Source organism: Levilactobacillus parabrevis (genome assembly GCF_044051715.1).
GTDB classification, from domain to species: domain Bacteria; phylum Bacillota; class Bacilli; order Lactobacillales; family Lactobacillaceae; genus Levilactobacillus; species Levilactobacillus parabrevis.
Genome location: NZ_CP168688.1, coordinates 2,078,248 through 2,101,059 on the forward strand (window position 1 = coordinate 2,078,248; position 22,812 = coordinate 2,101,059).

The window sequence follows — 22,812 nt, forward strand, 5'->3', positions numbered from 1 at the left end:
CAAAGCGCACTAAAAAAATTATGGAAAGGATGGCTTAATATGACTTGGGCCCAATGGTTCGTAACGCCTGCTTTCACGAGTGTCTTCTTTTTACTAGGCGTGTTAACCCTTTATTGGTTTATGACCGATCGTATCACCAAAAAGCTCCAGAAGCGCCATCCGACCATTAACGTCAGCAGAGTGCGAACCATTATTGGTTTGCTTTACATGGCCATCTTGATTGTTGGCGCACAACTTTCCGTCGATGGTACCGGGAACGGCTGGGTATTCGTCAATTTTCAAATATTTGCGGTCGTCTTCATCAGTTACTTCCTACAATTAGAAATTAAATTCTGGCAAACGGCTATCGTCATCGTAGGCTTTATGGGTATCAATGGTACTCTGATGATCCCCCTGTCCTGGTTGTTTGCTGCCATCTATGTGGGGCTGTACTACGCCATGAAACTGGTTAAGCAACATCAGCACCACACATGGACAGACTTTGTTGATTATAGTTTGGTCAATCTTGCCTTTTCAACAGCTATGTGGGGCGTCATGAAGTTCCGGTTCAATCTGCACCTGATAACGGTTGGTTGGGAAATACTGTTCAGCTTTTTCTTCATGACCATCATGTTTGTCTATATCAGTTCTGTCCGCGACGGTGCTAACACCATCGCGCAACTCACGTATACCACTAACTTTGATGAATTAACTCACGTTCATAACTTCTACGCGTACAAGAATAACTTCGGTCAGGCCTTCGACCACGCACAGAGACACCAGGAACCTCTAACACTCATGCTTTTTGATATCGATCACTTCAAGCAGGTAAATGACACCTATGGTCATCTGACCGGTGACTACGTGTTAACGACCGTCTCTCGTATGATCACGCAAGAGCTCAAGGCCAGCAATCCCAAACTACAGCTTTACCGTACAGGTGGTGAAGAATTTACAATTTTCTTCGCTAACTATACGCCAGCACAAGCACGCACAACGGTGACTGCCATTGCTCGTCGTATTCGAGAGACACCCATGCAGCATGCGGGTGAAACTTTCAATATTACAATTTCAGTGGGGCTGACCCAACTGAAATCTGGCGATGAAAACCAAGTGGATACCTATCGCCGTGCTGACGAACAACTCTACCACTCTAAACGCCACGGTCGCGATCAGGTGACTGTGGGCTAAACCGTTAATGGACTTCTACAATCCGTAGAGGTCCGTTTTAAGCTCTTAATCCAACCTTTTTCAGTATTGAACGATGCATATCAAGGAGCCTACGCTAACTATTTTGGTCTATACCAGAATCATAACATGCCTTACGACCGCGCTGTGTAAAATATTTGTAAAGGTTATCTGAGACCCCATTCTCAATATTTTCTCGTTACCCGAACGCTTTAAAAATATATTTATAAGGTCAATAGGCTGTATTAAATTAAAATCTATGCTAAGGTTAACCTACCAAAAAAATGAATGGTGGGTGATCCGGAATGGAAGTCCTCTTGCAACCGCAATCACGCTTTGGTAGCTGTCCTCACAAGTCTCCTTTCACCAACACGCCAGTCTCCATCCATAGGAAAGCGTTCTTTATTGCTTATCCGTTGACCATTCACTTTACATCTAGGAAGCCTAGATTCCTGTCTCAGCCGCTTACGCATCCGCCCGCGGTCTTTAAAGACCATCCACTCCGCCACAGAACGGATGCTGGTGTACTTATCACCACACAAATTGGCGCTTTCCAAAATAAAAAAGCCTCACCCAACTTGGCAAGACTTCTCGTAATCTCAACATATTCGACTTAATCTTCATCGTCATCCTGTGCAGACAAATCAAGGTGACGAACACCCCCCTGCGCTGCACGAACGAGATGAGGAACGACGAGCTCAAGCGGTTGGTCTTGAATCGTCAGTGCTTCAATCAGCATGGGCAGATTGAGCCCCGCAATTAAGCCATACTTCTCTGGTGCCTGGGCAACAACCTGTTGCGCCGCATTAAAAGGCGCACCACCCCATAAATCAACCAGAAATAACAACTCCGAAACGGGTTGCATGCTCTGAATAGCTACACGATAATGATTGACCAAATCCTCCACGCTCTCGTTGGGCCCTAGAGTCACGGCCATAACTTTCTGCGCTTTACCGAAGATCATCTCGGCACTCTGTAAGATGCCACGGGTAAATTCACCGTGACCTGTGACGATTATGGCAAGCATCCTGCCACCCCTTTGGTGATACCACAATTACGGCTTTCTGAAAAACCGTTCGAGACAAATATAGCACAAAACTTCTAGAACAACTACTTTACAGCAATTTCAACATATCCTTCGGTTGCGCAAACGTCATATCTGGTGTAAAGCCATTCGGTTGTTTGCCGTTCCAACCTGCAAACCCAAAGGTCACGTGTGCGGCCTGTGAGGCACGAACATCGTAATCCGTGTCGCCAACATAAATGGTGGACGCTGGGTCCGCATGCAGCCGCGCCATTGCTAACAAAATGCCGTCCGGATCCGGTTTGCCATGTGCGACGTCCTCGGCAATAACGTGCTGTGTAAAGTAATCCGCCAAGCCTTCACCAACCACGTCACGTTCATACTCAAATTTCTGTTTAGAGGTCATGACGGCCAACTGGGCACCGGCATCCTTCAACTGTTGCAGAGCGGCTTTAACCCCTGGGTAAACGGCAACCGTCTCACGATAAGCTTGCGTACGTGGACCCCATAAGGCCAAAACTTTCTCAACTTCCGGAACCTTTAATCGAATCAATGCATCACGACTTGGAATGCCAAAGGTCGTCGCCAGTTCAGCATACGGGCGATCCATCCCCCGCTCATGCAAAATAGCCTGAAGGGACTTAATGTACATCGCTTCCGTGTCCAGCAGGGTTCCATCAATATCAAAAATAAAACTCTTCATTTCGTTAAGCACTCCTTGATTAGCGGGTAGCCACGTCACCGAGTAAACCACTCAGCTAGCAGTCAAAGTCAGTTAGTCAGCCACTACCGTCTGTTTTTCGTCAAAAAAGGTAGCCGCTTAAAAACGACCACCTCTAGTGTATCACGCTTAATGCTAAGACTCTAATTTAGGCTGTGCTCCGGCCAAACGAGGTTGGGTTGCTGCCGTTTGTGACGCAACAGCTGCCTGTTCTTCCGTCGTCTTACCTTCAACAACATCCACAGAACGTTGCAGGTTCCGCAGTTGCTTGACGGCACGAATCCAAGACGGTACCAGAATAGCGCAGGAGCCCAACCAAGCCAGTGGTTCCGCTGATACGGCACCGGCATAGCCGAATGCCCCAACCATGAATACCGCGGCAAAGACGCGCATGGTTAATTCACCAACACCAGCCAGCGTTGGCAATACCCGTCGCCCAAGACCTTGGAGGGTGTTCCGAATGATAAAGAGGACACTCAATAACAGGTAACTACTCCCAATAATGTTGAAGTAGGTCTGTGATAACCGAATGACGTTCTCATCAGCAGTTCCGATGATCAGCGTCACAATTGGCTTCCCGAAGAAAATAACCAAACCACCGGCAAAGACGGCGAAACTTCCAGATAACCAAAGAGTCTTCTTGACCCCTTCCATGATCCGGCTGTACTTCGATGCCCCAAAGTTTTGGGCAGCAAAAGTCGCCATTGTTACACCAAAGGATGACATTGGCAGGGAACACAATTGATCAACCTTGGAAGCAGCGGTAGAAGCGGCAACGGAGTCTGTCCCTAATGAGTTCAGGGCTGCCTGCATCACCATCGTTCCAATTGCGATGATCGACAGTTGAAAACCCATCGGCATCCCCGTAGAGAAGTGGTCCCACAGCTCGTGGAAGTCAATTCTAAAGTCGTCCTTGGAGATGTGCAGTAACGGAATGGACCGAACGATGTAGACTACACAGAGCAGAGACGCAATGACCTGTGAGATAACCGTTGCCCAACCGGCACCAGCAACCCCCATGTGAAAGACTAAGATAAAGAGTAATTCCAATAGAACGTTGATCACCGTTCCGATCATTAAGAAGATCAGTGGTGTCCGGGAATCCCCGAGAGCCCGAATAATGTTTGAAAGTAAGTTGAAGGCCATTGAAGCAAAAATTCCGGCAAAAATGGTGCTGATAAAGATCCGGGCATTTTCAAAAATGGAGGCTGGCGTTTGCATGAGATGCAGGATCGGGTCAACAAACGTCAACGCCAATACGGTCAAGACAACCGTCATTAAAATCGAGATGACAATGCTCGCAGCAAATGACTTCCGTACACCCTTGTAGTCACGTGCACCATAACGCGTAGCCGTAATAATGGCCAACCCAGCAGTTAATCCTTGCGCGAAACCAATAATCAAAAAGTTGATGGAGCCCGTTGCCCCCACCGCAGCCAGCGCTTTGACCCCTAAGGTTTGCCCCACAACCACAGTATCAGAAACGTTATATAATTGCTGAAATAAGTTACCAATTAAAAGTGGAATCGTAAAAAAGAAAATGAGTTTGAGGGAGTTACCCTTAGTTAAGTCGTTCATGCGCCGACCTCCTTTTAAAATTTTGCCAACCGTTGGCACAGGATTACTACTATAACGCCTGCTAACCAATTTGTCAGCCTATTTGCTCGAAAACTATGAAAATTTTCATAAATGCTCGATTAGTTTTCAATAATACGCCCTTCTTAATGATTTTTGAAGACCCATTTCACCTGAAAACGATTGCGTAGCGAAAATGTTATCTGTTTGTCATTTAACGGGCACATTCGACCTTGATTTCGAGTTCTACCGACCTATTTTAAGCAGATTATTCATAACTTCAAGTGCCTTTACATAATCTTTACTGAAAACAGGTTTAATCAGCATCTAGCACCCTTATGCTAACAAAACTGGTATCCGTGAGATGCGCCTGTTTTCATAAATAAACGGCTATCTGACTTATTTATGAAAATTTCACCAATTGCTAAGCAAAAACAAGCTGTCGTATGAAGCTCTCCGATATCTTCTAAATTAACTGGCCTTTCTTCCACAATAGGCTTACACCACTAGTCTGTTCCAAGCAATCGATGGTATAAAGCTCTCATGCTCTAGTAGCTTCCCATTTTTTCAAAACGTCCAAAACACTGGTTAACCTAAATCCACTTGTCCAATAAGCCTTACCACATTTCAGATCAATAAAAAAGACACCAACCAGATAAACTGATCAGTGTCTCTATAATCGTTATGCGGCCAAGAAGATTCGAACTTCCACCCGGATTACCCGGACAAGATCCTTAATCTTGCGCGTCTGCCAATTCCGCCATGGCCGCATTAACTCACAAGAAATAGTATACCAAATGATTCGGGCAGTGACAATATTTTTTTGCAAGTTAATTCAAAAAAATTTAAAATTATGCATCCGTCAGGACGGTTGCACCGTCTTGATCGAGCTCTAAAATGCGCAAACTACCTGGTAAATCAGCGTTTGTAAGCTTAGTCCGCAATAAAGTCAATTGTGCTGAAGTTCCGAACGTCACAACGGTTGGACCAGCTCCACTCAGATAGGTCCCGACAATGCCAAGTTCATGAGCGGCCTCGCGAATTTGATTCAGTTCAGGAACGAGCTGTGACCGCGCCTGTTCGTGGAATTCATCCTGTTCAATCAGCTTTGTTGCCAATTCCCAGTCTTCCTTTAACAGGGCAGCCACCAAGACGTTCGCCACACTGCTGGCATGAACCGCTGTATCGAAGGACACTTGCTTGGGCAACGCCTTACGACTCTTCTGAGCCAACAACTTTTGTCCTGGGATAAAGACCAACGCTTGTAAATCGGGTAACGGCAATTTGATGGCGTCGGCAACGCCATCGTTGACCGTTGCAACGGCCGCTTGTCCCATCAGAGCCGGGGCCACGTTGTCCAGCTCACCACCGAGCTTAACCGCCCAGTTCAATTGATCTGGAATCGTCAGGTCCATCTCGCCCAATTCATTGGCAATCTTAATGCCAGCAATCACAGCGCTCGTGGAACTACCCAATCCACGGGATACTGGAATATCGGACATTACCGTCAGCTGGTGCGGCTGCAACTTCGGGTTCACCTTCAGCGCCGTCTGCACCATCAGGTTGTTTTCATCACGGGGAATACTGGTACCCAATGCATGGTTGACCCGCCATTTTTCCGTCTTTTCTTCAATAATAACCGTTAAGTACAGATGCAGCGCAGCACCAATGGAATCAATGCCGGGACCCATGTTCGCCGACGTTGCTGGTACTCGAATAATTGTTTTTCCCATAATTCACTGACCTCCTAATTTTAACGCGGACGTTGCACCGCCACGACCGTCTTCTGCCAAACTAGCCGACCGTGGCATCGCCCACACACCATCTTCGAAACATCAATTCGTCGCGCGCGGTAATACTTCTGCCCACAGTGCTGACACACGTATAGTTGCCAACGACGCGGCTTCGGTTGCGCTTGCTTCGGCGCTGGCGCAAATCGTAAGCCCCCTACCTGTTGGAGTAATTCTCGAAATGCGCGCGTCCGATGTTGCCCGGATTGCCCCGCCAAGTGTAGGTGGTAATGGCAAAGCTCATGCTTAATGATTCCCACTAACGTCGCTTCGCCGTAGTCCGTTAGCATTTTGGGATTGATCTCAATACTGTGATCTTTGAGCTGGTAACGCCCTCCTGTTGTTCGCAGTCGGGCATTGAACCAGGCACGGTGTCGAAATGGCTTGCCAAAGCTCTCTAGTGAAATTCGTTCCACCAACTGTTGCAGTTCCTGATTAGTCATGACCATCAGTCCGCATCGTCAGCTGAATTCGTTGTCGATTCTCATCAACGGTCAACACCCAAACCGTCACGACATCCCCAATCGTCACTTCCGCACTCGGGTCACTGACGTAGTGATCCGCTAACTGGGAAATGTGGACCAAGCCGTCTTGTTTCACACCGATATCAACGAACGCACCAAAGTCGACCACGTTGCGGACGGTCCCTTGTAGTTCCATCCCCGGCTTTAAATCAGCCATCGTTAACACATCTTGTCGCAACAGGGGTGCCGGCATCGTATCCCGCAGATCTCGTCCTGGCTTACTCAGCCCGGCGATGATATCGGCTAAGGTTTCACGACCCACACCCAACTCCACTGCCCACTTATCCTGGTTCAACTGAGCTAACTCCTGCTGCAGTTTGGGTGTACCGATCGCTGCTCTCTCACCGGTCAACCCCTGTAATAATTGGCGCGTCGCCGAATAACTTTCAGGATGAATATCCGTATTGTCCAGGGGTTCCTGACCGCCAATGATGCGAAGGAACCCCACCGATTGTTGATAAGCCTTGGGCCCAAGGCGGGGAACTTTCTGCAGTTCTTTACGGCTGGCAAAGGCCCCGTTATCGTTACGATACGTCACAATGTTTTGTGCCGTCGTCGCCGTCAACCCAGAGATATGGGTAAGTAATTCCGGACTCGCCGTATTCACGTTGACCCCTACCTGGTTGACCGCCGTTTCCACGACGCGATCCAACTGTTCATCTAAAGCTTTCTCGGGCACATCGTGTTGATATTGTCCTACGCCAACTGCCTTCGGATCAATTTTGACCAACTCGGCCAGGGGATCCTGCAACCGCCGGCCAATGCTGACAGCCGACCGTTCCTCAACGTGGAGATCTGAGAACTCAGCCCGGGCATTCGCACTCGCCGAGTAGACCGACGCCCCCGCCTCGTTGACCAACACATAATAGACTGGATGATCCAACGTCTTTAAAATATCGCTGACGAACTCTTCGGATTCCCGACTCGCCGTTCCATTACCAATGGCAATCATTTCGACGTGATACTGCTCTAATAATTGCTTAAAGGCTGGTCCCGCTGCCGCGCGTTGCTTACCACTGGCAGGCTTATGCGGGTAAATCACCTGCTTAGTCAGGAACCGGCCGTTGGCGTCCATGATGGCCAACTTGCAACCCGTCCGGTATGCCGGGTCAAAGCCCATCACGACCTTCCCCTTCAGTGGCGCTTGCATCAACAAGTGATACAAGTTATTGCCAAAGACCTGAATGGCGTGCTCATCAGCTCGATCGGTCAACTGCCGCCGCAATTCCCGTTCAATCGCTGGCCCCAAGAATCGCTTGTAGGCATCCGCAAAGGCCGCTTCGATCTTGGCCACAGCCGGACCCTTGTGCTGGCCGACTAAACGAAAATGTCCATACTGTAGAATTGACGTGGCATCAATATCGATTCCCACGGACAGAATTTTCTCCCGTTCACCACGGTTAATCGCCAAGACCCGGTATGGTGGCAACTGATTCAGACGCTGGTTAAACTCGTAATAGGTCGCGTAAACCTGCTGCTCATCACGATCCTTTGCACCGCGCCGTAGTTTACTGGTCAATTCACCATGCTGCCACGTGTAATGCCGAATCCATTCCCGAAAAGCCGCCTGTTCACTAAACGTCTCCGCTAAGATCTCGTGAACCCCGTCCCAGACAGCCGCCAGATCCGGTAAGTCTTGCTCCGGCTTCACGTACTGCCGGGCCCGCGCATCCAAATTCTCTTGCGGAAAGGTCAACAGCCACTCTGCCAACGGCTTTAGCCCATGCTGCGCCGCAATCGTTGCCTTAGTCTGCCGTTTTTTCTTATAGGGTAAGTACAAATCCTCGACCTGCTGCAAGGTCGTCGCGTGCTCTAAATTCTGCTTGAGCTGTGGCGTCAAAGCCTGCTGGTCAGCAATTGTCTTCAACACATCTTGCCGCCGCTTATTTAATTTAGATAAACGGTTCGCTTCGTCTTCAATCTCTCGAATGGCGACTTCGTCCAACGAGCCGGTCCGTTCCTTTCGATAACGTGCAATGAACGGTACCGTATTTCCCTCATCCATGAGGGTCAGGACCGCCTGAATCTGCTGCACTCGGTACTGACTTAGTTGCTGGTGAACTGGCCGTGCCAAGGCGCTGAGCTGTTCTTCATTCTCTCTTGCCATGCAAACCCTCCGTCATTGTAATCATACCTGCATTATACCATGGTTAGCAGGAACACCGGCTGACTTACGGTCAAAATTTGCCGGCCCTCGCTCACCAGAATCCCACCACCACAACGGTCTTATCCCCCAAGCGAACAAAAAGGATGCCGCTCGAAATGAGTGACATCCTTCGTCTTACATGGGACTGGTCATAATCCGTTGCGTGGCAGCGGTAACCTTTTCCATGGCATTTTCTTGTGTCTTTTCAGATTGATTGAAGGCGTCAACATCTACCGTTTGGGCTTCCACGTTGATGCTATCAGTCATCGCTTGGCAAGCTTCCGTGTAAACGCGGAACGCTGCCACCAATGACTTGTGCTTACCCAGAATCCGTACCGGCGCACTGGCCTGTTCGAGCTTGTTCAGCTTGTCCTCATAGCCATCGGTTCCCCGTTGGAAGTTGTCGACAATCTTTTGCAAGTCCACTTGGGAAAGGTCACTGACCGTATCGTTGTCGATAGCTGCCCGAACCTTTTCAAAGTCGCTATTCATTTCGCCAGCTTCATCTTCGGTTCCTTGAAGCACCTTACTTAAAACGTTGATGTAACCACTCATATTACTCTTGCGCATCACTAATCACCTAGTCTTTCCAAAAAGTATCGTAAATGTTCACCGGTAAGTGCCGCTTGTGCGCGGTCTTCCGGTACCAACCTTCAATCTTTTCAGCCGCCTGGTCACTCACGTCGCGGCCTTCAAGGTAGTCGTCGATATCCGCATACCGGACACCCAACGCCACCTCATCGGGCAGCGCTGGTCGATCATCTTCCAAATCAGCCGTTGGCACCTTCTTGTAGAGGTTTTCTGGTGCCCCCAGGTAAGCCAACATAGACGCTCCCTGACGCTTATCCAACCGCCAAAGGGGACAAATATCCGCCGCACCGTCACCATATTTCGTGTAGAACCCGGTGATGGCTTCGGCTGCGTGGTCGGTTCCGACCACAGCACCGGCGTGGGCCCCGGCGATGGCATACTGCGCGATCATCCGTTGCCGTGCCTTGATATTTCCCTTATTGAAGTCACTCACGGTATTGTGGTTCGCCGTCACTGCGGCCTCCATGGCGTCCGCTGCGTCCTTGATATTGACCCGCTGCGTCTCGTCAGCACCCATGACATCGATGGCCATCATGGCATCGTCCTCATCGGCCTGTTCGCCATAAGGTAACCGTACCGCAATAAACTTATAACTGCTGTCATTGGTTTCCTGACGCAATTCCGTCACGGCTTGTTCACACAGAATTCCCGCCAACGTTGAATCTTGCCCGCCGGAAATTCCGAGAACTAACGTCTTTAAAAAGTCATAGCGTTTCAGATACGCTTTTAGAAAGTCGACACTACGCCGAATCTCCTTGGCCGGATCAATGGTGGGTTGAACCTTCAACGCTTCAATAATCTCTTTTTGCATTGCTCGCATGTTGCTTGCCCCCTAATTAAATCAGGCCACGATACCCAGCCGCAATAACTGCGTCCTTAAATGCTGGGTACCGCGACCCGTAATACGTGATTATTCAGGCATCTTTTGCACGTAGGTGTGAATTTTCTTGATAATGGCCATCTTGTGATCCCAGCAATCTTGGGAAAGGTCAACGGGATATTTCTGCGGATTCAAGTCCCGTTTGTACTCTGGCCAAAGATTGGCCAAGGCACCCCGACAACGATCACGGATTGCTGACAATGCTGGCAACTTGTAGGTCAGCTTGCCATCTTCAAAGATCGACTGAAGAATTGGCCGTGCATTAAAGTCATTAACCGTCTTATTGATATAGGTAAAGCTAGGATGGAACATGAAAATCGTTTCCTCGCTACGCGGATCTTCATCCGCCAAGGTTACGTAATCCCCTTCGGTCTTCCCATCGGCACGCTTGGTGATTCGCCAAACCTGCTTCTTGCCTGGCGTTGTCACCTTTTCGGCGTTGTTGGACAGCTTAATCGTACCTTTCATCTTACCGGCATCATCAGCAATAGCCACCATCTTGTAGACGGCTCCCAGCGCTGGCTGGTCAAAGGCGGTGATCAGCTTCGTTCCAATCCCCCAGACATCAATCTTAGCATCCTGCATCTTGAGACTTTGAATCGTTTTTTCATCGAGGTCATTGGACGCAAATATTTTAGCATTGGGGAAACCGGCCTCGTCTAACTTTTGACGCACCCGCTTGGACAGGTAGGCCATATCGCCGGAGTCGATCCGCACACCTTGGAAATTAATCTTGTCGCCAAGTTCCTTGGCAACTTTAATCGCATTCGGCACCCCACTGCGCAATGTATCATAAGTGTCAACCAAGAAGACACAGTCGTGATGGGTCTGGGCGTAAGCCATAAAGGCATCGTAATCGTTGCCGTAAGTCTGCACGAGCGCATGAGCGTGGGTCCCACTGATTGGAATTCCAAAAATCTTGCCGGCCCGCACGTTAGAGGTCGCGTCAAAACCACCAATATAGGCAGCTCGCGTCCCCCAGATAGCGGCGTCAAATTCCTGCGCCCGCCGCGTTCCGAATTCCATCAACGCATCGTCACCAGCCACGGAACGAATCCGGGCGGCCTTCGTGGCAATCAATGTTTGATAATTCACAATATTAAGAATGGCCGTTTCCACTAACTGGCAGTCAGCCAGGGGCCCTTCCACCTGTAAGATTGGTTCGTGAGCGTAGACCAGTTCGCCTTCAACGGCGGAACGGATCGAGCCTCGGAATTTAAAATTAGCAAGATAGTCCAGAAAATCTTCTGGATATTCTTCAGCTTCTCGTAAATATTCAATGTCCGCTTGGGAAAAGTGCAGATTTTGGATATAATTAACGATGTGCTCCAAACCAGCAAACACGGCATAACCGTTATGAAACGGCATGTCACGGAAAAACACTTCAAAAACAGCGTGTCTGTCGGCAATCCCTTGTTGATAATACGTCTGAATCATATTGATCTGGTAGGCATCCGTGTGCAGAGTCAAACTGTCGTCAGGATACAAATTCGTCATAATGAGCTACTCCCTTAGCTAGTTTTCAAGCTGGACTGTTTCATATTTTAATCTAATAGACTTATTTTAGCATGAATCACACAGAGCGTCATACTATTTAGTACGGTCGCGCCGGCTTTATTCGTTGGCATGACCATCTCGAAAGGAGACCCCATGCAACCTTCATTTTCTACCGTAACGGTGCTCGACTTACCCTTCGTCAAGACCACCGCTGCTAACTTCCAACAAACCATTCAACAGCGCATCATCGCGCAACAAAATACCTTCGTGGTGACCGCTAATCCAGAAATCGTGATGTACGCCCACCACAATCCCGCCTACAAGCAACTCGTTCAGTCCGCCGACTTTATTACACCGGACGGCATCGGGATTCTCGATGGTGCTAAGATTCTGAAGCAACCTTTGCCCGAACGAATCACCGGCTTTGACACCCTGATCAGGCTGCTTCAGTGGGCCAGCGATCATCACCGTTCAGCCTACTTTGTCGGAGCCAAGCCCGAAGTCATCGCCACCTTGAAACAAAAGCTACCGCGCGACTATCCTGGGCTGATCATCGCCGGAATTCACGATGGCTACTTCAAGGACGATACGGCCATCATTGCCGATATTCAACGGACACAGCCTGATATGGTCTTCGCCGCTCTTGGCTTCCCGAAACAAGAAGAGTTCGTGGCTACCCATCGTCACATGACCAAAGGCCTGTGGATGGGCGTCGGTGGGAGCTTCGACGTGCTTGCTGGCGCTGTCGATCGGGCACCAAAATTCTGGCAAGACCATCACTTGGAATGGTTCTACCGCACGGTTAAGGAACCCAAACGCTTGAAGCGTATCGCCGTGATTCCCCACTACCTACATCTGGTTCGGCAACAGGCCAAACGCCAGCGTTCGTAGACTACGATTCTCATTAATACTCAGTTTCACTTTCATACGAAGGCATCGTCCCACTGTGGATGGTGCCTTTTTGATTACGTCAGGCTCTCCCGTTTCAACAGTGGCTTACCCTCCTTATCGACCAACACAGTTAAGCTACTGCCAATATAGTTGGAGGCCAACACGTATTACCCCCGTTTGCTTATCCGTCACGACGTCAAACGACACGCCGCCGTCAGCCTTGGTAGGGGTGACTTCAAACCGCTGCTCCTTCTTCATTTCACACCATTCCTTTTTCAAAAAAGGAGCCGAACACACCGTCCAGCTCCCTCTAATTTATTTTTCAAGATAAAACTCGAACCGTTCGCCGACATACTGCGTCCGCACGTATTCAAATGGCGTCCCATCTTGCAGATAGGTCACCTGTCGTAACCGCAAAATGGCATCGCCACGCTTGATCTTCAAGAACTCGGCGATCCGTTCGGAAGCAGACATGGCGGAGACCGTCTGTTGGGCCTTCCCCGGGTTTAAATTCTTCTTGTCTTCCAACGCCCGGTACAGAGAGCTGGTCACCTCTTGCTTGCTGAGGCCGTCCACCAAATGTTCTGGTACCGTGGCCACTTCAAAACAAATCGGGACATCGTCTCCAAACCGAATCCGTTCCATCCGTAGTACCTGCTCGTCCTCATGCAACTTCAGCTTCTCCGCCTCGCTGAGTGATGGACTCATCACGTGATACGAAATGGTCTTGCTGGCAGGTTGTTTACCCTGGGCCAACATCAGATCGGTAAAACTCGTGACCCCGGACATCTTTTCTTGAACCTTCTGATTGGCCACGTAGGTTCCGGACCCCACCTGGCGCTCCAGAATCCCCTCATCAACCAGGGTCTGAATCGCCTGACGGAGCGTCATCCGACTCACATCAAAATCTCGAGACAGTTCTCGTTCGGACGGAATTCGGTCGCCAACCGCCCACTTTCCTGCCTCAATAGCGCGTTTAATGTCATTATGAATTTGAATATAAATCGGTGAGCTCACAGCACCTACGTCCCTTCTGAAAATACAACTAAATTTTTACTTGGATTCTTGACTGAACTTCCGCCCTAAACTGTAGGTCGTTTCCAGCTGTAAATCACGGGTGAAGAGGTTCAGGTCAGCATCGCGGCCGGGAACTAACTTGCCCTTTTGCGTCAAGTTGAATTCTTCGGCTTGGTTGACCGAACTCATTTGCACGGCGTCATTCATATCACAACCGGTAAAGTCCATGATGTTTCTGAAGGCTTCGTCATACCGCAAGACGGAACCGGCTAAATTGCCGCTTTCCAACCGCGCTTGACGGTCTTTCACAATCACCTTTTGCCCGCCAAGTTCACTGACACCTTCTGGCATCCCCTTGGCACGCATGGAGTCGGTCACCAGTTCCAACCGGTGTGGCCCCTTTTGTTCATAAGCCAATTTTATCATATCCGGCACAATGTGGAAGCCATCGCAGATCAATTCGCAATACAAATTGTCTTCCAGCATGGCATGGCCGGTCACACCAGGCTCTCTGTGACGCAAGCCTCGCTGTGCGTTGTACAGATGGGTCACGTGGGTTGCCCGGCTCTCGAGGAGTTGTTCTCGCGTGGCGTTAGAATGGCCCACGGATGGCACAATTTTGTTGGCCAAACAGTAAGCTTCAAATGCCTTCGAACCTGGGTCCTCTGGTGCATAGGTAATTAACTTGACCCGACCACCGGACAGCTTGTTCCAATGATCCAACAGGGAAACGTCGGGATCCTTAATGTACTTCTCCGGTTGTGCACCCTTGAAGATGGCCGCAATAAATGGGCCTTCCAAGTGGACCCCTTGAATCACCGGATTGTGCTGGGCTGCTTCCGCAATTCCCTGCATGGCATGGTCGATGGCTTCATTTGACTGCGTCATCGTGGTGGGGAAAATCGACGTAATCCCTTCATGGACCATCAGATTGACCATCTTATCGATCTGTTCAGGGTCCCCATCCATACTATCATATCCATAACCACCGTGGCTATGAACATCGATAAAACCGGGCACAATCGTCCGGCCCGTAACCACGTGAATCTCATCGGCGGGCAGTGGCTGAAAATCAGCAACCGGCCCGACCGCTTCGATCTGTTGGTCAAAACGGATGTAACCATCGGGGATCACGTCGTCCCCGGTATAAATCTTAGCGTGCTTTAAGACAATACTCATGAGTCTCCTCCTCATCACATGACAACAACTAGTCTGGCATTAGTGTACCCCAGCTGGATATAACCAGCGCCTTGCCGGGTGGCGTCAATCAACCGGGACGCTGAGGGCGGGCGCCGGAAGCCTTAGTGCGGTCTTCCGGCTTGTCTTTGAACCTCATAGACCGAGTTTCAAAGACACCAATTATCTAAGCGGTAAACCGCTAAGATAATTCCCACAGCTGGGTTGATTGACGCCACCCTCACGGCTCATATGGAGACACCCTCCACACTAAAGCCGAAACGTTGCTCAGTCATACCTGCATCTCATTCATTAAAACTGACAAGTCACTTCTCGCCAAAATAATTATAGCTACCCTGCTAGAACCAACCAATGCCTACTTTTCATTGTAATCGGTATAGACCAAAAATGCAACTCACACGCGTAGATAATTTTCACAAATTTTTTCATAGTTAGGCCGCACTCGTGCCGCTTGTTTTCACGGACTCTAAAACTTGGTCAGTGATCCCATTAACAGTAGCGTCAGCAACTAGTCCGTTTCCCCGGCATCGCGTTTGATCGTCGCATCGATGCCCTTGACCACCGCCGTCATCAGGCCGGCTTCTTCCATCGCCAGTAACCCAGCAACCGTACTCCCACCTGGTGAGGAGACCTGGTCAATCAGTTCAAACGGAATCTTGTCGCTCTTCAGGACCATCTTAGCTGAACCCAACGTGGCCTGAGCCGCAATTGCCGTGGCTTGGGCCTTGGTCAGGCCGTGCTTCACGCCGGCTCTGCTCAAGCTATCGATGAAGAAGTCAATATAGGCCGGCGAACTCCCCGCCAGCGCACTGAAGACGCCGAATTGGTCCTCACCTAACGTGGTCGTCGACCCAATCGTGTTAAACACCCGCAGTGCCGCCGTCAAACGGTCACCGGCCAGTGCAGCGTTGGCGGCAACCGCCGTCATCCCCGCACCGACCTCAACGTTCACGTTGGGCAACGTCCGCAGCGTGGGAAGCCCCGCACCGGTAATCGTTGCTATGTCGGCCAATGATAGGCCGGCTACAATCGAGATCAACGTTTTATCGGCGGTCAGTTCATCCTTGATTTCTGCTAAGACTGCCGGGGCCACGTTTGGCGTCACTGCTAGCACGATTAAGTCACTAGCCGCAGCGACTGCCTGATTGCTCTTAGCCGCAACTAGGTCGTGCGCCTGGGCATACGGCAAATAGCTTTCCTCACGGTGACTGTGAACCACAATTTCTGCTGGTGCAAACGTCTTAGCGTTAAGCAACCCGCAAATGATAGCTTGGGCCATACCGCCGACCCCAATAAATCCAATATTCATCTAGACTTCCTCCTATTGTAAATGGTCTTTGAACCACTGATTAATGCGTTTTAACCGCTCGATTCGTAAGTTGGGTAACCCAGAGCGGGAGAGTTCGTGATTTGACTCGGGGAACAGGACCAGTTGGGTCTCGACCCCGGCTTCTTTGAGCCCCACGTAGAATTCTTCTCCCTGTGTAGTTGGGCAGCGGAGGTCTGCTTCTCCGTGGAGCACCAGAATAGGCGTCGTTGCCTGCTTCACGTAGGCCAGCGGCGAGAATTTCCAAAGTTCGTCGATTGCCGTCATATCTTGTTGAAGCTCCCAAGGTGTAAAGAAGTACCCAATATCACTCGTGCCGTAGAAACTGATCCAGTTGGAAATTGAGCGTTGTGTCACAGCCGCCGCAAACCGATCCGTGTGCGTTTCAATCCAGTTGGTCATGAAGCCCCCGTATGAGCCCCCGGTCACGCAGAGTTGTTTAGGATCGATGGTTGGGTCCAATGCCAAGGCAGCATCCGTTCCCAACATTAAGTCCTCGAAATCACCCTCACCGTAATGCGCAATCACAGCCGTCTCAAAGTCCTGACCGTAGCTATTGCCCCCGCGAGGATTGATGGCGATCACGCCATAACCTTCACCCGCTAAGTACTGTAACTCGTGATAGAAGCCGTATCCAAAGTCAACCTGTGGTCCGCCATGGACGTAGAGAACCGCAGGATGGTGTGCTGCCGGCGTAACTGGTGGGAAGTACCAGCCCTCGATTGGCCAGTCCTGTGCACCCTTAAAAGTAAAACGTTGGCCATCAACCAGCGTATGGGTCGCCTCGTAGGTGGCATTGGGATTGACCAACTCGACCTCCAGTCCCGTCGTTAGGTCCAACTTTTTCAGGCGGCTGACACTGGTCATGGTCGTTTCGGTGAAGACTAACGTGTGGTCATTGACGACCGAGAAATCCGTAATGGCTCGGTTGCCATCCAACAGCGGCGTCACTTCCCCGGTGGTCAGTGATTGACTGATCACACTCAGCCGACCGTGTTCATTTTCCACCGTCAGCAGCGTGTCGTCATCTCGCCAAGCCAGCCAGTGTCCGGACTGTCCCTGCTGGCTGTCGACCGCCAACATGTCACCGACCTCAACATCACGAGGAACAGTCACGTCGGTCAAGTGTGTCGTCGCCAGATCAACCACCCAAGCGTGGGACTGGGACACATTCATGATGTGATTATCCTGTCCCCACAGCGCAACGTACCGGCCATCGGGACTCAGAACCCCTTTGCCGAAATCGCCCTGCGCCTGATCCTGATTCAATAGGCTATCGGTCCCGCCACCAAAGGCGTGCCAGTAGACTCCGGTACTGAAATCGTGCTCATCTTCGGGCAAACGCTCACGTGAATACACCAGTCCATTAGCATTCGCCGCCGTCACAGTGAAGTTAATCGACTGCGCTAACACGACGGATTGATCACCGGTGGCACATTCGTAGCGAATACACTGCGTCGTCAGATTCTCCGGTAAGACACCCGCACCGTTGGCCTTATACATCAACCGCGTGACCACTTTGACTTGAGGCAATTCACTGGGCTTAGGCGCTCCAACCGTTGTCTGAAAATACAACGTCTCTCCCTGTGCGGACCACACCGGATTCGTGACATCGGTATCGCCGTGCGTAATCTGTTCGGGGGTGCCACCATCGACCGCCACCAGAAACATCTGCGAATGGTCGTTCACCCGTCCACTAAAGGCCAGGTAACGTCGGTCGGGGCTCAGTGCCAGCTGGCTGACCACCACACCATCCGGACTCCACTGCCGCTGATCATCGCCATCTTTAAGACTAACGCTATAAATAGTCGCTAATCCAGCATTCGCCTGCTGGTCTAGGTAACTTTCTAAGTAGTACACCCGTTTCCCATCACTCACTGGTTGTGCCAATGGACGCAAGGCAAACAGGTCTTCTGGTTGCACAGTTGTTGGCATCACAAGACCCCACTTTCTCAGTTCAAATTCCAAATGGTCTGGAGCAATTATTAGTTTGACTTTAGCGAAGTTCGACTGACTTGTCAATTATGACTGCTGTGCCGGGCATCGTGCGAGGTACATTCCCAACAAATACTTTCCACCCTTACCCAATTCATCATTAAAACGAATCTTGCCGAAATTTCGCAAGTTGATGCGACTATATCGGCAATTTCTACATTAGTAGTAAGTAAGGGGCCATTTCATCCGCCGAAATGAAAACCAGGCAACAAAAAAGCAGGTAAGACTAAGCTTACCCGCTTTCGCTCGATTTCATTGCACGCGTGAATTTTGATGTTTACGGCGACCTAAACCTAACCAACCTAATCCCGCCAGTAGCACGATTCCCAACCATTGCCAGACTGATTGCTGGTCGTCCGTCTGAGGCAAGGTTGACGCCGTGACAGGCCTTACCTGGGTTGAATGTGCGTTCACGGATGAAGCCCGCTGCCCACCGTTTTCGGGTAGCCGGACTTTCCCCGCCATCGCTGTGGTCCGTATCCCATCTGGACCAGTCGCTGACTGGGCGAAAGACTCTCCGTTAGCTGAAGTTGGCATCCCCCACACAGTATGCTTAGCTGACGCTGTTGTTGCCATGCCCGGTCGATGCGACCGCACGGCTAATGGCAGGACTTGAGTGGTCTGTTGGGGTGATTGCAAATGACTGATTGTCGTAGTTTCCGTAGCAGGTAAAGTTGCCGTTCCCTTTGGACCACTCTGCTGATCGCCAGGCTGGGGCATATTCCCTGTCGTTGGCATGTTCACATCACTCTCACCACTAATATCCAAGCTTTCGCCACCGCCAAAGTGACCGCCGCCCGTTGTCGGTGCAGCGAGTCGTGTATAAGTCACGCGGTCTTGCGTGGTGATTGTACCATCAGCATTGACGGTTGCCTTGACCGTAATCGGTTGGGCATCGTAGCCCTTAAGCTGGGGCACTGCGATGGTCACCGTGGCACCTATTTGCCCCGTGACATCGGCCACCCAGTTATCAAGCCAATCCTGCCCATCCTTGGTGCTTGGAATGTGCAGATCTGCCTTAACGATGATTGGCACCAGCTTCAAGACCAGCCCGTCCGTGCCATAGGTTCCCGTATCCGTGCTGACCGTCTTCAACTCTAACGCAATTGTTGCGTCATCGTAGTCCTGGGGTAGCGTCAAGGTGTCCTCATACTCGTTATAGTCCAAGCCATTCCCACCATAAATAAACTGTAGCCCGGCAAGGTCCAGGTTGGTCAATCCCAATTGTGCTTTAATCGCCGCCCTAACACCTAAGGCCGCTGTGGTAGTCGTCTCCACACTAGCGGTCACCGAAGCTGACTGGTCACTAAAGGCATCGTTCCCAATAGACGTTTTCACTGAGCCAGCCGCTTGAACGTGGCTAATTTGATTGTTTGCAAAGGCATTCTCGCCAATCGTTTCGAGTGAATCTCCGAGCTCTATCCCCGATAACTGGTTATTCCGGAAAGCCGATTCCCCCACACTGAGTAGTCCCATCGGTAGACTTAAGGTTCCAGTCAAGTGATTATCCGCAAAGACTCCTGTCGTTAATCGCTTCATGGCAGTATTAAAAACAATTGACTGGATATCGTTATTTTTAAAGGCATAATCGCCTAATTGGGTTAGATTCGCTGGCAACACCAGCGTTCCTGCAATCTGATTATCGGCAAACGCCCCAGTACCCACCGTTACCAGATTGCTCCCTAAAGTAAGTTGCGTCAGCGAATTGTTTGCAAACGCCCCCGCGGCAATGTTCGTCGTCTTCTCTGGAATCACCAAAGAAGTCAGCCGATTGCCCTTGAACGCATCCGTATTGATCTGAGCGACCTGATTTAGGTCAACATCGGTTAGTCGGTTGTTTGCAAAGGCATTCTCCCCGACTGACCACAGATTATTGGCCGGCGCAAAGCTAAGCGAAGTAAGGGCGTTATTCGCAAAGGCCCCCGCTTCGATCCACTGTAAGTTACGACCAAGCGTGACCGCCGTCAACTTGTCGACAATCGACAAGTGATCATTGCTGGTGCCGTCATTGTTAAACGCATTGGCACCGACTGCAATGACGGATTTTCCCAGATACGTATCCGGAATAGTAATCGCCGTCGCGTATCCACCAACGGGGGCATCCCCATTGGCCTGTTGCTGTGCGGCGCCGGTATAACCCGTGACCGTATAGTTGCCACTGGCATCTTGACTAAAAGTGAAGTCGGACTTCTCTTCTTTATCTGCAGTATCGCCATCAGCTGGCGCCTCTTCAACTTTTTCATCGTCTGTTTTCTCGGAATCATCTTCCGTTCCATCATCTAATCCATCCATGTCAGCGTCTAACGCGTTATCCGGATCGTTGTTGTCGTTTCCTGACGTAGGATTCCCGTTGGTCAGATTATTCTTGTCCAACTGGACATCCCTTGCATCGTCACTTATATCCTTGCCATCAATTGCCTGAGAAGCTTCTTCCTGCACGTCCGCCTTAACTGGTGACGTGGTCAATGCCATGCCGGTGCCTAGTCCCACCAGCGCAATACCAGCATATAGCCAATAACGCTTCACTTTTTGCATTTTTAACGGTTGATGGGTCTCTTCGTTACGCATTATCAGCCACCGCTCCTTACCTCTTGTCGTCTATTTAAAATCGTTCAATAAAAAAGCACAATATTCATCGTACCACGGTCAAAAATAAATGCCAGCGATTGTTAACTGCAAAGGGGATAAACCATTATGGCTATTGTAGGCTCGATATGATAACTTGTTCAATATTAAAACCGTTTTCTGTGTACTAAATGTTAGTAAATGATGGAAAGTTCACTGAATCAGGCAATTGTTACGCCACACTATCCGTATTGTGTGGCGAAAAAAGTTTTTTTATTTTTAACACATTATCAGGAGCCTGACGACAAATTTTAAGCAAAAATATCGATTTCTATCCATCCTTACGAACCCGTTCCCTCAAAATTTGCCACGATTTATTTCGTCACGCACAACTCACTTATGCAAAAAAACAGGACTTATGAATTTCTCAGTCCTGTTCCGTACATCTATGCAATTCTCGTTTGAGTATTTCTTAGTCCTGAGGATTCTTCAGCTCAAAGTTACCGGCCCTGCAGTACACCCTCATCGGTCCGTAGCACGGCCGTCACCTGTTGTGAGACTGGCATTAGCTGTTCTGCACACAGCTGACCGTTAAACGATGTACCCTTCTGACTTTCCGCGGTCGGATCGGTCCCATTTTAGCGAAGACCGCCGACTGAAAAACATTGTTGACAGAAGCTGTCAGCCAAATTTGGACACAAAAAAACCAGCCACACACAGTGACTGGTCTAAGTTGGGCTAGCTGGGTTCGAACCAGCGCATGACAGGATCAAAACCTGTTGCCTTACCACTTGGCTATAGCCCAATAATAAAAATGGTGGGGAGTGGATTCGAACCACCGAACCCGAAGGAGCGGATTTACAGTCCGCCGCGTTTAGCCAGACTTCGCTACCCCACCAAAACGTGAATCGCCGTAACGAATCAACGTTTATTATCATACAGAATTCTGCATAAATCGTCAAGCCTTTTCTAGAAAATATTTTTATTTTAATTCGAGAAACCGCAGCCGGTCGCGCCATTCCGTGAAATAATCCGTCTGCGACCACTCGTTGATCCGCTTGCCGTGATACCCCACCGCCTGATCGTAGTAGATTGTCTGTCCAAATTGTCGCGGCGCAAAGTGACGGTGCACGTGGCCAAACTGCACCACATCTACTTGGTACCGGTCTAGCAATTCCCCCATCCGCGGACTCCCCAACATGGCATTTGCCATATTCCAGAAACGATCATCGTCCGTATAGCGAATATACGCCCGGTGGGGGACGAAATGCGTCATGAACAAGACACGTTTATGCTCAGCCTGAGCTTGTTCTAGCTGACCTGTCACCGTTTCTAACACGTGATCCATCCGTTCCGGATCAGACTGTGGCTGTTCAATGGTGCCATCGACCCAAAAAGCCCGTTTCCAGGTTAAAAAGTCACGATCGACCAGGTTGTCTGCAAACTGGTAGTCGTACCAGCCATTATTGCCGATTATTCGCCAGTTAGTCCCGCTTACGTCTAATTGCCCCTGATGGAGGTAAGTCGGCGCTAAGGGGCTCTCAAGGGCCGCATACGTCACATCATGTAACATGTCGTGATTTCCAGCAATAAAGCGAACCTGGGCGGGCGCAATTAACCGCTGTAATCGCGTCACGTAGTCTAAGGATTGTGTGAAATGATTGGTAATGTCTCCGGCAACTAAATACAGGCCCACACCCTGTTGCATGAGATATCCGGCCTGCTGCGGCAAGAGTGCATCCACAGACTGCCGGTTGACATCGAAATGAAGATCACTGATTAACGCTACTTTAACCAAAAATATTGCTCCTCTCTCATTACTTCTATTGTAAGGCGATTCATGCTAGGAACCAGATGCCGTTAATCTCAGGGAGGACGGTCATGCCATTACGACTATCTCAACTC

At 50.0% G+C, this 22,812-nt stretch carries 18 protein-coding genes and 3 tRNA genes; 2 read left to right on the forward strand and 19 right to left on the reverse strand.

Annotated features, from left to right (window positions below):
- The first annotated feature begins 120 nt into the window (after window positions 1-120).
- On the forward strand, window positions 121-1,170 hold the full coding sequence (locus ACEPSU_RS09845) for a GGDEF domain-containing protein (RefSeq protein WP_260340350.1): 1,050 nt from the start codon (window positions 121-123) through the stop codon (window positions 1,168-1,170).
- A gap of 610 nt (window positions 1,171-1,780) precedes the next feature.
- On the opposite strand, the gene ACEPSU_RS09850 is transcribed toward ACEPSU_RS09845, so the two are convergent.
- From ACEPSU_RS09850 to ACEPSU_RS09895, 10 genes are all read right to left on the reverse strand, one after another.
- Window positions 1,781-2,194, reverse strand: a complete 414-nt coding sequence (locus ACEPSU_RS09850; RefSeq protein ID WP_020089937.1) for a PTS sugar transporter subunit IIA — start codon at window positions 2,192-2,194, stop codon at window positions 1,781-1,783.
- Window positions 2,195-2,282: 88 nt separating this feature from the next.
- The gene (locus ACEPSU_RS09855; protein WP_020089938.1) at window positions 2,283-2,894 is read right to left on the reverse strand and encodes an HAD family hydrolase; all 612 of its coding nucleotides are present in this window, start codon (window positions 2,892-2,894) and stop codon (window positions 2,283-2,285) included.
- A gap of 153 nt (window positions 2,895-3,047) precedes the next feature.
- The gene (locus tag ACEPSU_RS09860; protein WP_395321350.1) at window positions 3,048-4,490 is read right to left on the reverse strand and encodes an MATE family efflux transporter; all 1,443 of its coding nucleotides are present in this window, start codon (window positions 4,488-4,490) and stop codon (window positions 3,048-3,050) included.
- A gap of 682 nt (window positions 4,491-5,172) precedes the next feature.
- Window positions 5,173-5,257 (reverse strand) — tRNA-Leu (locus ACEPSU_RS09865).
- A gap of 81 nt (window positions 5,258-5,338) precedes the next feature.
- Window positions 5,339-6,220, reverse strand: a complete 882-nt coding sequence (gene thrB, locus ACEPSU_RS09870; RefSeq protein ID WP_395321352.1) for a homoserine kinase — start codon at window positions 6,218-6,220, stop codon at window positions 5,339-5,341.
- A 20-nt stretch (window positions 6,221-6,240) separates the two neighbouring features.
- Window positions 6,241-6,720, reverse strand: coding sequence for a SprT family protein (locus ACEPSU_RS09875; protein WP_027826011.1), 480 nt, complete (start codon window positions 6,718-6,720; stop codon window positions 6,241-6,243).
- On the reverse strand, window positions 6,713-8,908 hold the full coding sequence (locus ACEPSU_RS09880) for a Tex family protein (RefSeq protein ID WP_395321355.1): 2,196 nt from the start codon (window positions 8,906-8,908) through the stop codon (window positions 6,713-6,715). The genes ACEPSU_RS09875 and ACEPSU_RS09880 overlap by 8 nt, the downstream gene beginning before the upstream one ends.
- Window positions 8,909-9,082: 174 nt before the next feature.
- Entirely contained in the window at window positions 9,083-9,517 is a 435-nt protein-coding gene (locus ACEPSU_RS09885) for a hypothetical protein (RefSeq protein ID WP_125702076.1), read from the reverse strand.
- Window positions 9,518-9,527: 10 nt separating this feature from the next.
- A complete protein-coding gene (gene nadE / locus ACEPSU_RS09890) occupies window positions 9,528-10,358 on the reverse strand; it encodes an ammonia-dependent NAD(+) synthetase (protein ID WP_395321357.1) in 831 nt (276 codons plus the stop codon).
- A gap of 90 nt (window positions 10,359-10,448) precedes the next feature.
- Complete coding sequence (locus ACEPSU_RS09895) at window positions 10,449-11,915, reverse strand: nicotinate phosphoribosyltransferase (RefSeq protein ID WP_020089945.1); 1,467 nt, start codon at window positions 11,913-11,915, stop codon at window positions 10,449-10,451.
- Window positions 11,916-12,068: 153 nt separating this feature from the next.
- On the opposite strand from ACEPSU_RS09895, the gene ACEPSU_RS09900 reads away from it, so the two are divergent.
- Window positions 12,069-12,806 carry a WecB/TagA/CpsF family glycosyltransferase gene (locus tag ACEPSU_RS09900; protein ID WP_395323377.1) on the forward strand — a complete coding sequence of 246 codons (738 nt, stop codon included), beginning with the start codon at window positions 12,069-12,071 and terminating at the stop codon, window positions 12,804-12,806.
- 135 nt (window positions 12,807-12,941) lie between these two features.
- Here the strand turns inward: ACEPSU_RS09900 and ACEPSU_RS09905 are convergent, their stop codons facing one another.
- From ACEPSU_RS09905 to ACEPSU_RS09945, 9 genes are all read right to left on the reverse strand, one after another.
- Entirely contained in the window at window positions 12,942-13,064 is a 123-nt protein-coding gene (locus ACEPSU_RS09905) for a hypothetical protein (protein WP_395321361.1), read from the reverse strand.
- Window positions 13,065-13,121: 57 nt separating this feature from the next.
- On the reverse strand, window positions 13,122-13,823 hold the full coding sequence (locus ACEPSU_RS09910) for a GntR family transcriptional regulator (RefSeq protein WP_020089948.1): 702 nt from the start codon (window positions 13,821-13,823) through the stop codon (window positions 13,122-13,124).
- A 36-nt stretch (window positions 13,824-13,859) separates the two neighbouring features.
- Window positions 13,860-15,002 carry an N-acetylglucosamine-6-phosphate deacetylase gene (gene nagA, locus ACEPSU_RS09915; protein WP_260339907.1) on the reverse strand — a complete coding sequence of 381 codons (1,143 nt, stop codon included), beginning with the start codon at window positions 15,000-15,002 and terminating at the stop codon, window positions 13,860-13,862.
- Between the two features lie 526 nt (window positions 15,003-15,528).
- Window positions 15,529-16,329 (reverse strand): pyrroline-5-carboxylate reductase, encoded by an 801-nt coding sequence (gene proC / locus ACEPSU_RS09920; protein WP_395321364.1) that lies wholly within the window; start codon window positions 16,327-16,329, stop codon window positions 15,529-15,531.
- A 12-nt stretch (window positions 16,330-16,341) separates the two neighbouring features.
- A complete protein-coding gene (locus tag ACEPSU_RS09925; RefSeq protein ID WP_395321366.1) occupies window positions 16,342-18,282 on the reverse strand; it encodes a S9 family peptidase in 1,941 nt (646 codons plus the stop codon).
- 312 nt (window positions 18,283-18,594) lie between these two features.
- Entirely contained in the window at window positions 18,595-20,910 is a 2,316-nt protein-coding gene (locus tag ACEPSU_RS09930) for a leucine-rich repeat protein (RefSeq protein WP_395323379.1), read from the reverse strand.
- A gap of 730 nt (window positions 20,911-21,640) precedes the next feature.
- A tRNA-Gln gene (locus tag ACEPSU_RS09935) sits at window positions 21,641-21,712 on the reverse strand.
- A gap of 10 nt (window positions 21,713-21,722) precedes the next feature.
- A tRNA-Tyr gene (locus tag ACEPSU_RS09940) sits at window positions 21,723-21,805 on the reverse strand.
- An 84-nt stretch (window positions 21,806-21,889) separates the two neighbouring features.
- Complete coding sequence (locus ACEPSU_RS09945; protein WP_395321370.1) at window positions 21,890-22,705, reverse strand: metallophosphoesterase; 816 nt, start codon at window positions 22,703-22,705, stop codon at window positions 21,890-21,892.
- Window positions 22,706-22,812: the final 107 nt, after the last annotated feature.

What these genes read in the sequence shown, in the direction of transcription:
- ACEPSU_RS09845 (WP_260340350.1), top strand. Translation starts at nt 121, where the DNA reads ATGACCGATCGTATCACCAAAAAGCTCCAGAAGCGCCATCCGACCATT.
- ACEPSU_RS09850 (WP_020089937.1), bottom strand. Translation starts at nt 2,194, where the DNA reads ATGCTTGCCATAATCGTCACAGGTCACGGTGAATTTACCCGTGGCATC.
- ACEPSU_RS09855 (WP_020089938.1), bottom strand. Translation starts at nt 2,894, where the DNA reads ATGAAGAGTTTTATTTTTGATATTGATGGAACCCTGCTGGACACGGAA.
- ACEPSU_RS09860 (WP_395321350.1), bottom strand. Translation starts at nt 4,490, where the DNA reads ATGAACGACTTAACTAAGGGTAACTCCCTCAAACTCATTTTCTTTTTT.
- thrB (WP_395321352.1), bottom strand. Translation starts at nt 6,220, where the DNA reads ATGGGAAAAACAATTATTCGAGTACCAGCAACGTCGGCGAACATGGGT.
- ACEPSU_RS09875 (WP_027826011.1), bottom strand. Translation starts at nt 6,720, where the DNA reads ATGACTAATCAGGAACTGCAACAGTTGGTGGAACGAATTTCACTAGAG.
- ACEPSU_RS09880 (WP_395321355.1), bottom strand. Translation starts at nt 8,908, where the DNA reads ATGGCAAGAGAGAATGAAGAACAGCTCAGCGCCTTGGCACGGCCAGTT.
- ACEPSU_RS09885 (WP_125702076.1), bottom strand. Translation starts at nt 9,517, where the DNA reads ATGCGCAAGAGTAATATGAGTGGTTACATCAACGTTTTAAGTAAGGTG.
- nadE (WP_395321357.1), bottom strand. Translation starts at nt 10,358, where the DNA reads ATGCGAGCAATGCAAAAAGAGATTATTGAAGCGTTGAAGGTTCAACCC.
- ACEPSU_RS09895 (WP_020089945.1), bottom strand. Translation starts at nt 11,915, where the DNA reads ATGACGAATTTGTATCCTGACGACAGTTTGACTCTGCACACGGATGCC.
- ACEPSU_RS09900 (WP_395323377.1), top strand. Translation starts at nt 12,069, where the DNA reads ATGCAACCTTCATTTTCTACCGTAACGGTGCTCGACTTACCCTTCGTC.
- ACEPSU_RS09905 (WP_395321361.1), bottom strand. Translation starts at nt 13,064, where the DNA reads ATGAAGAAGGAGCAGCGGTTTGAAGTCACCCCTACCAAGGCTGACGGC.
- nagA (WP_260339907.1), bottom strand. Translation starts at nt 15,002, where the DNA reads ATGAGTATTGTCTTAAAGCACGCTAAGATTTATACCGGGGACGACGTG.
- proC (WP_395321364.1), bottom strand. Translation starts at nt 16,329, where the DNA reads ATGAATATTGGATTTATTGGGGTCGGCGGTATGGCCCAAGCTATCATT.
- ACEPSU_RS09925 (WP_395321366.1), bottom strand. Translation starts at nt 18,282, where the DNA reads ATGCCAACAACTGTGCAACCAGAAGACCTGTTTGCCTTGCGTCCATTG.
- ACEPSU_RS09930 (WP_395323379.1), bottom strand. Translation starts at nt 20,910, where the DNA reads ATGCGTAACGAAGAGACCCATCAACCGTTAAAAATGCAAAAAGTGAAG.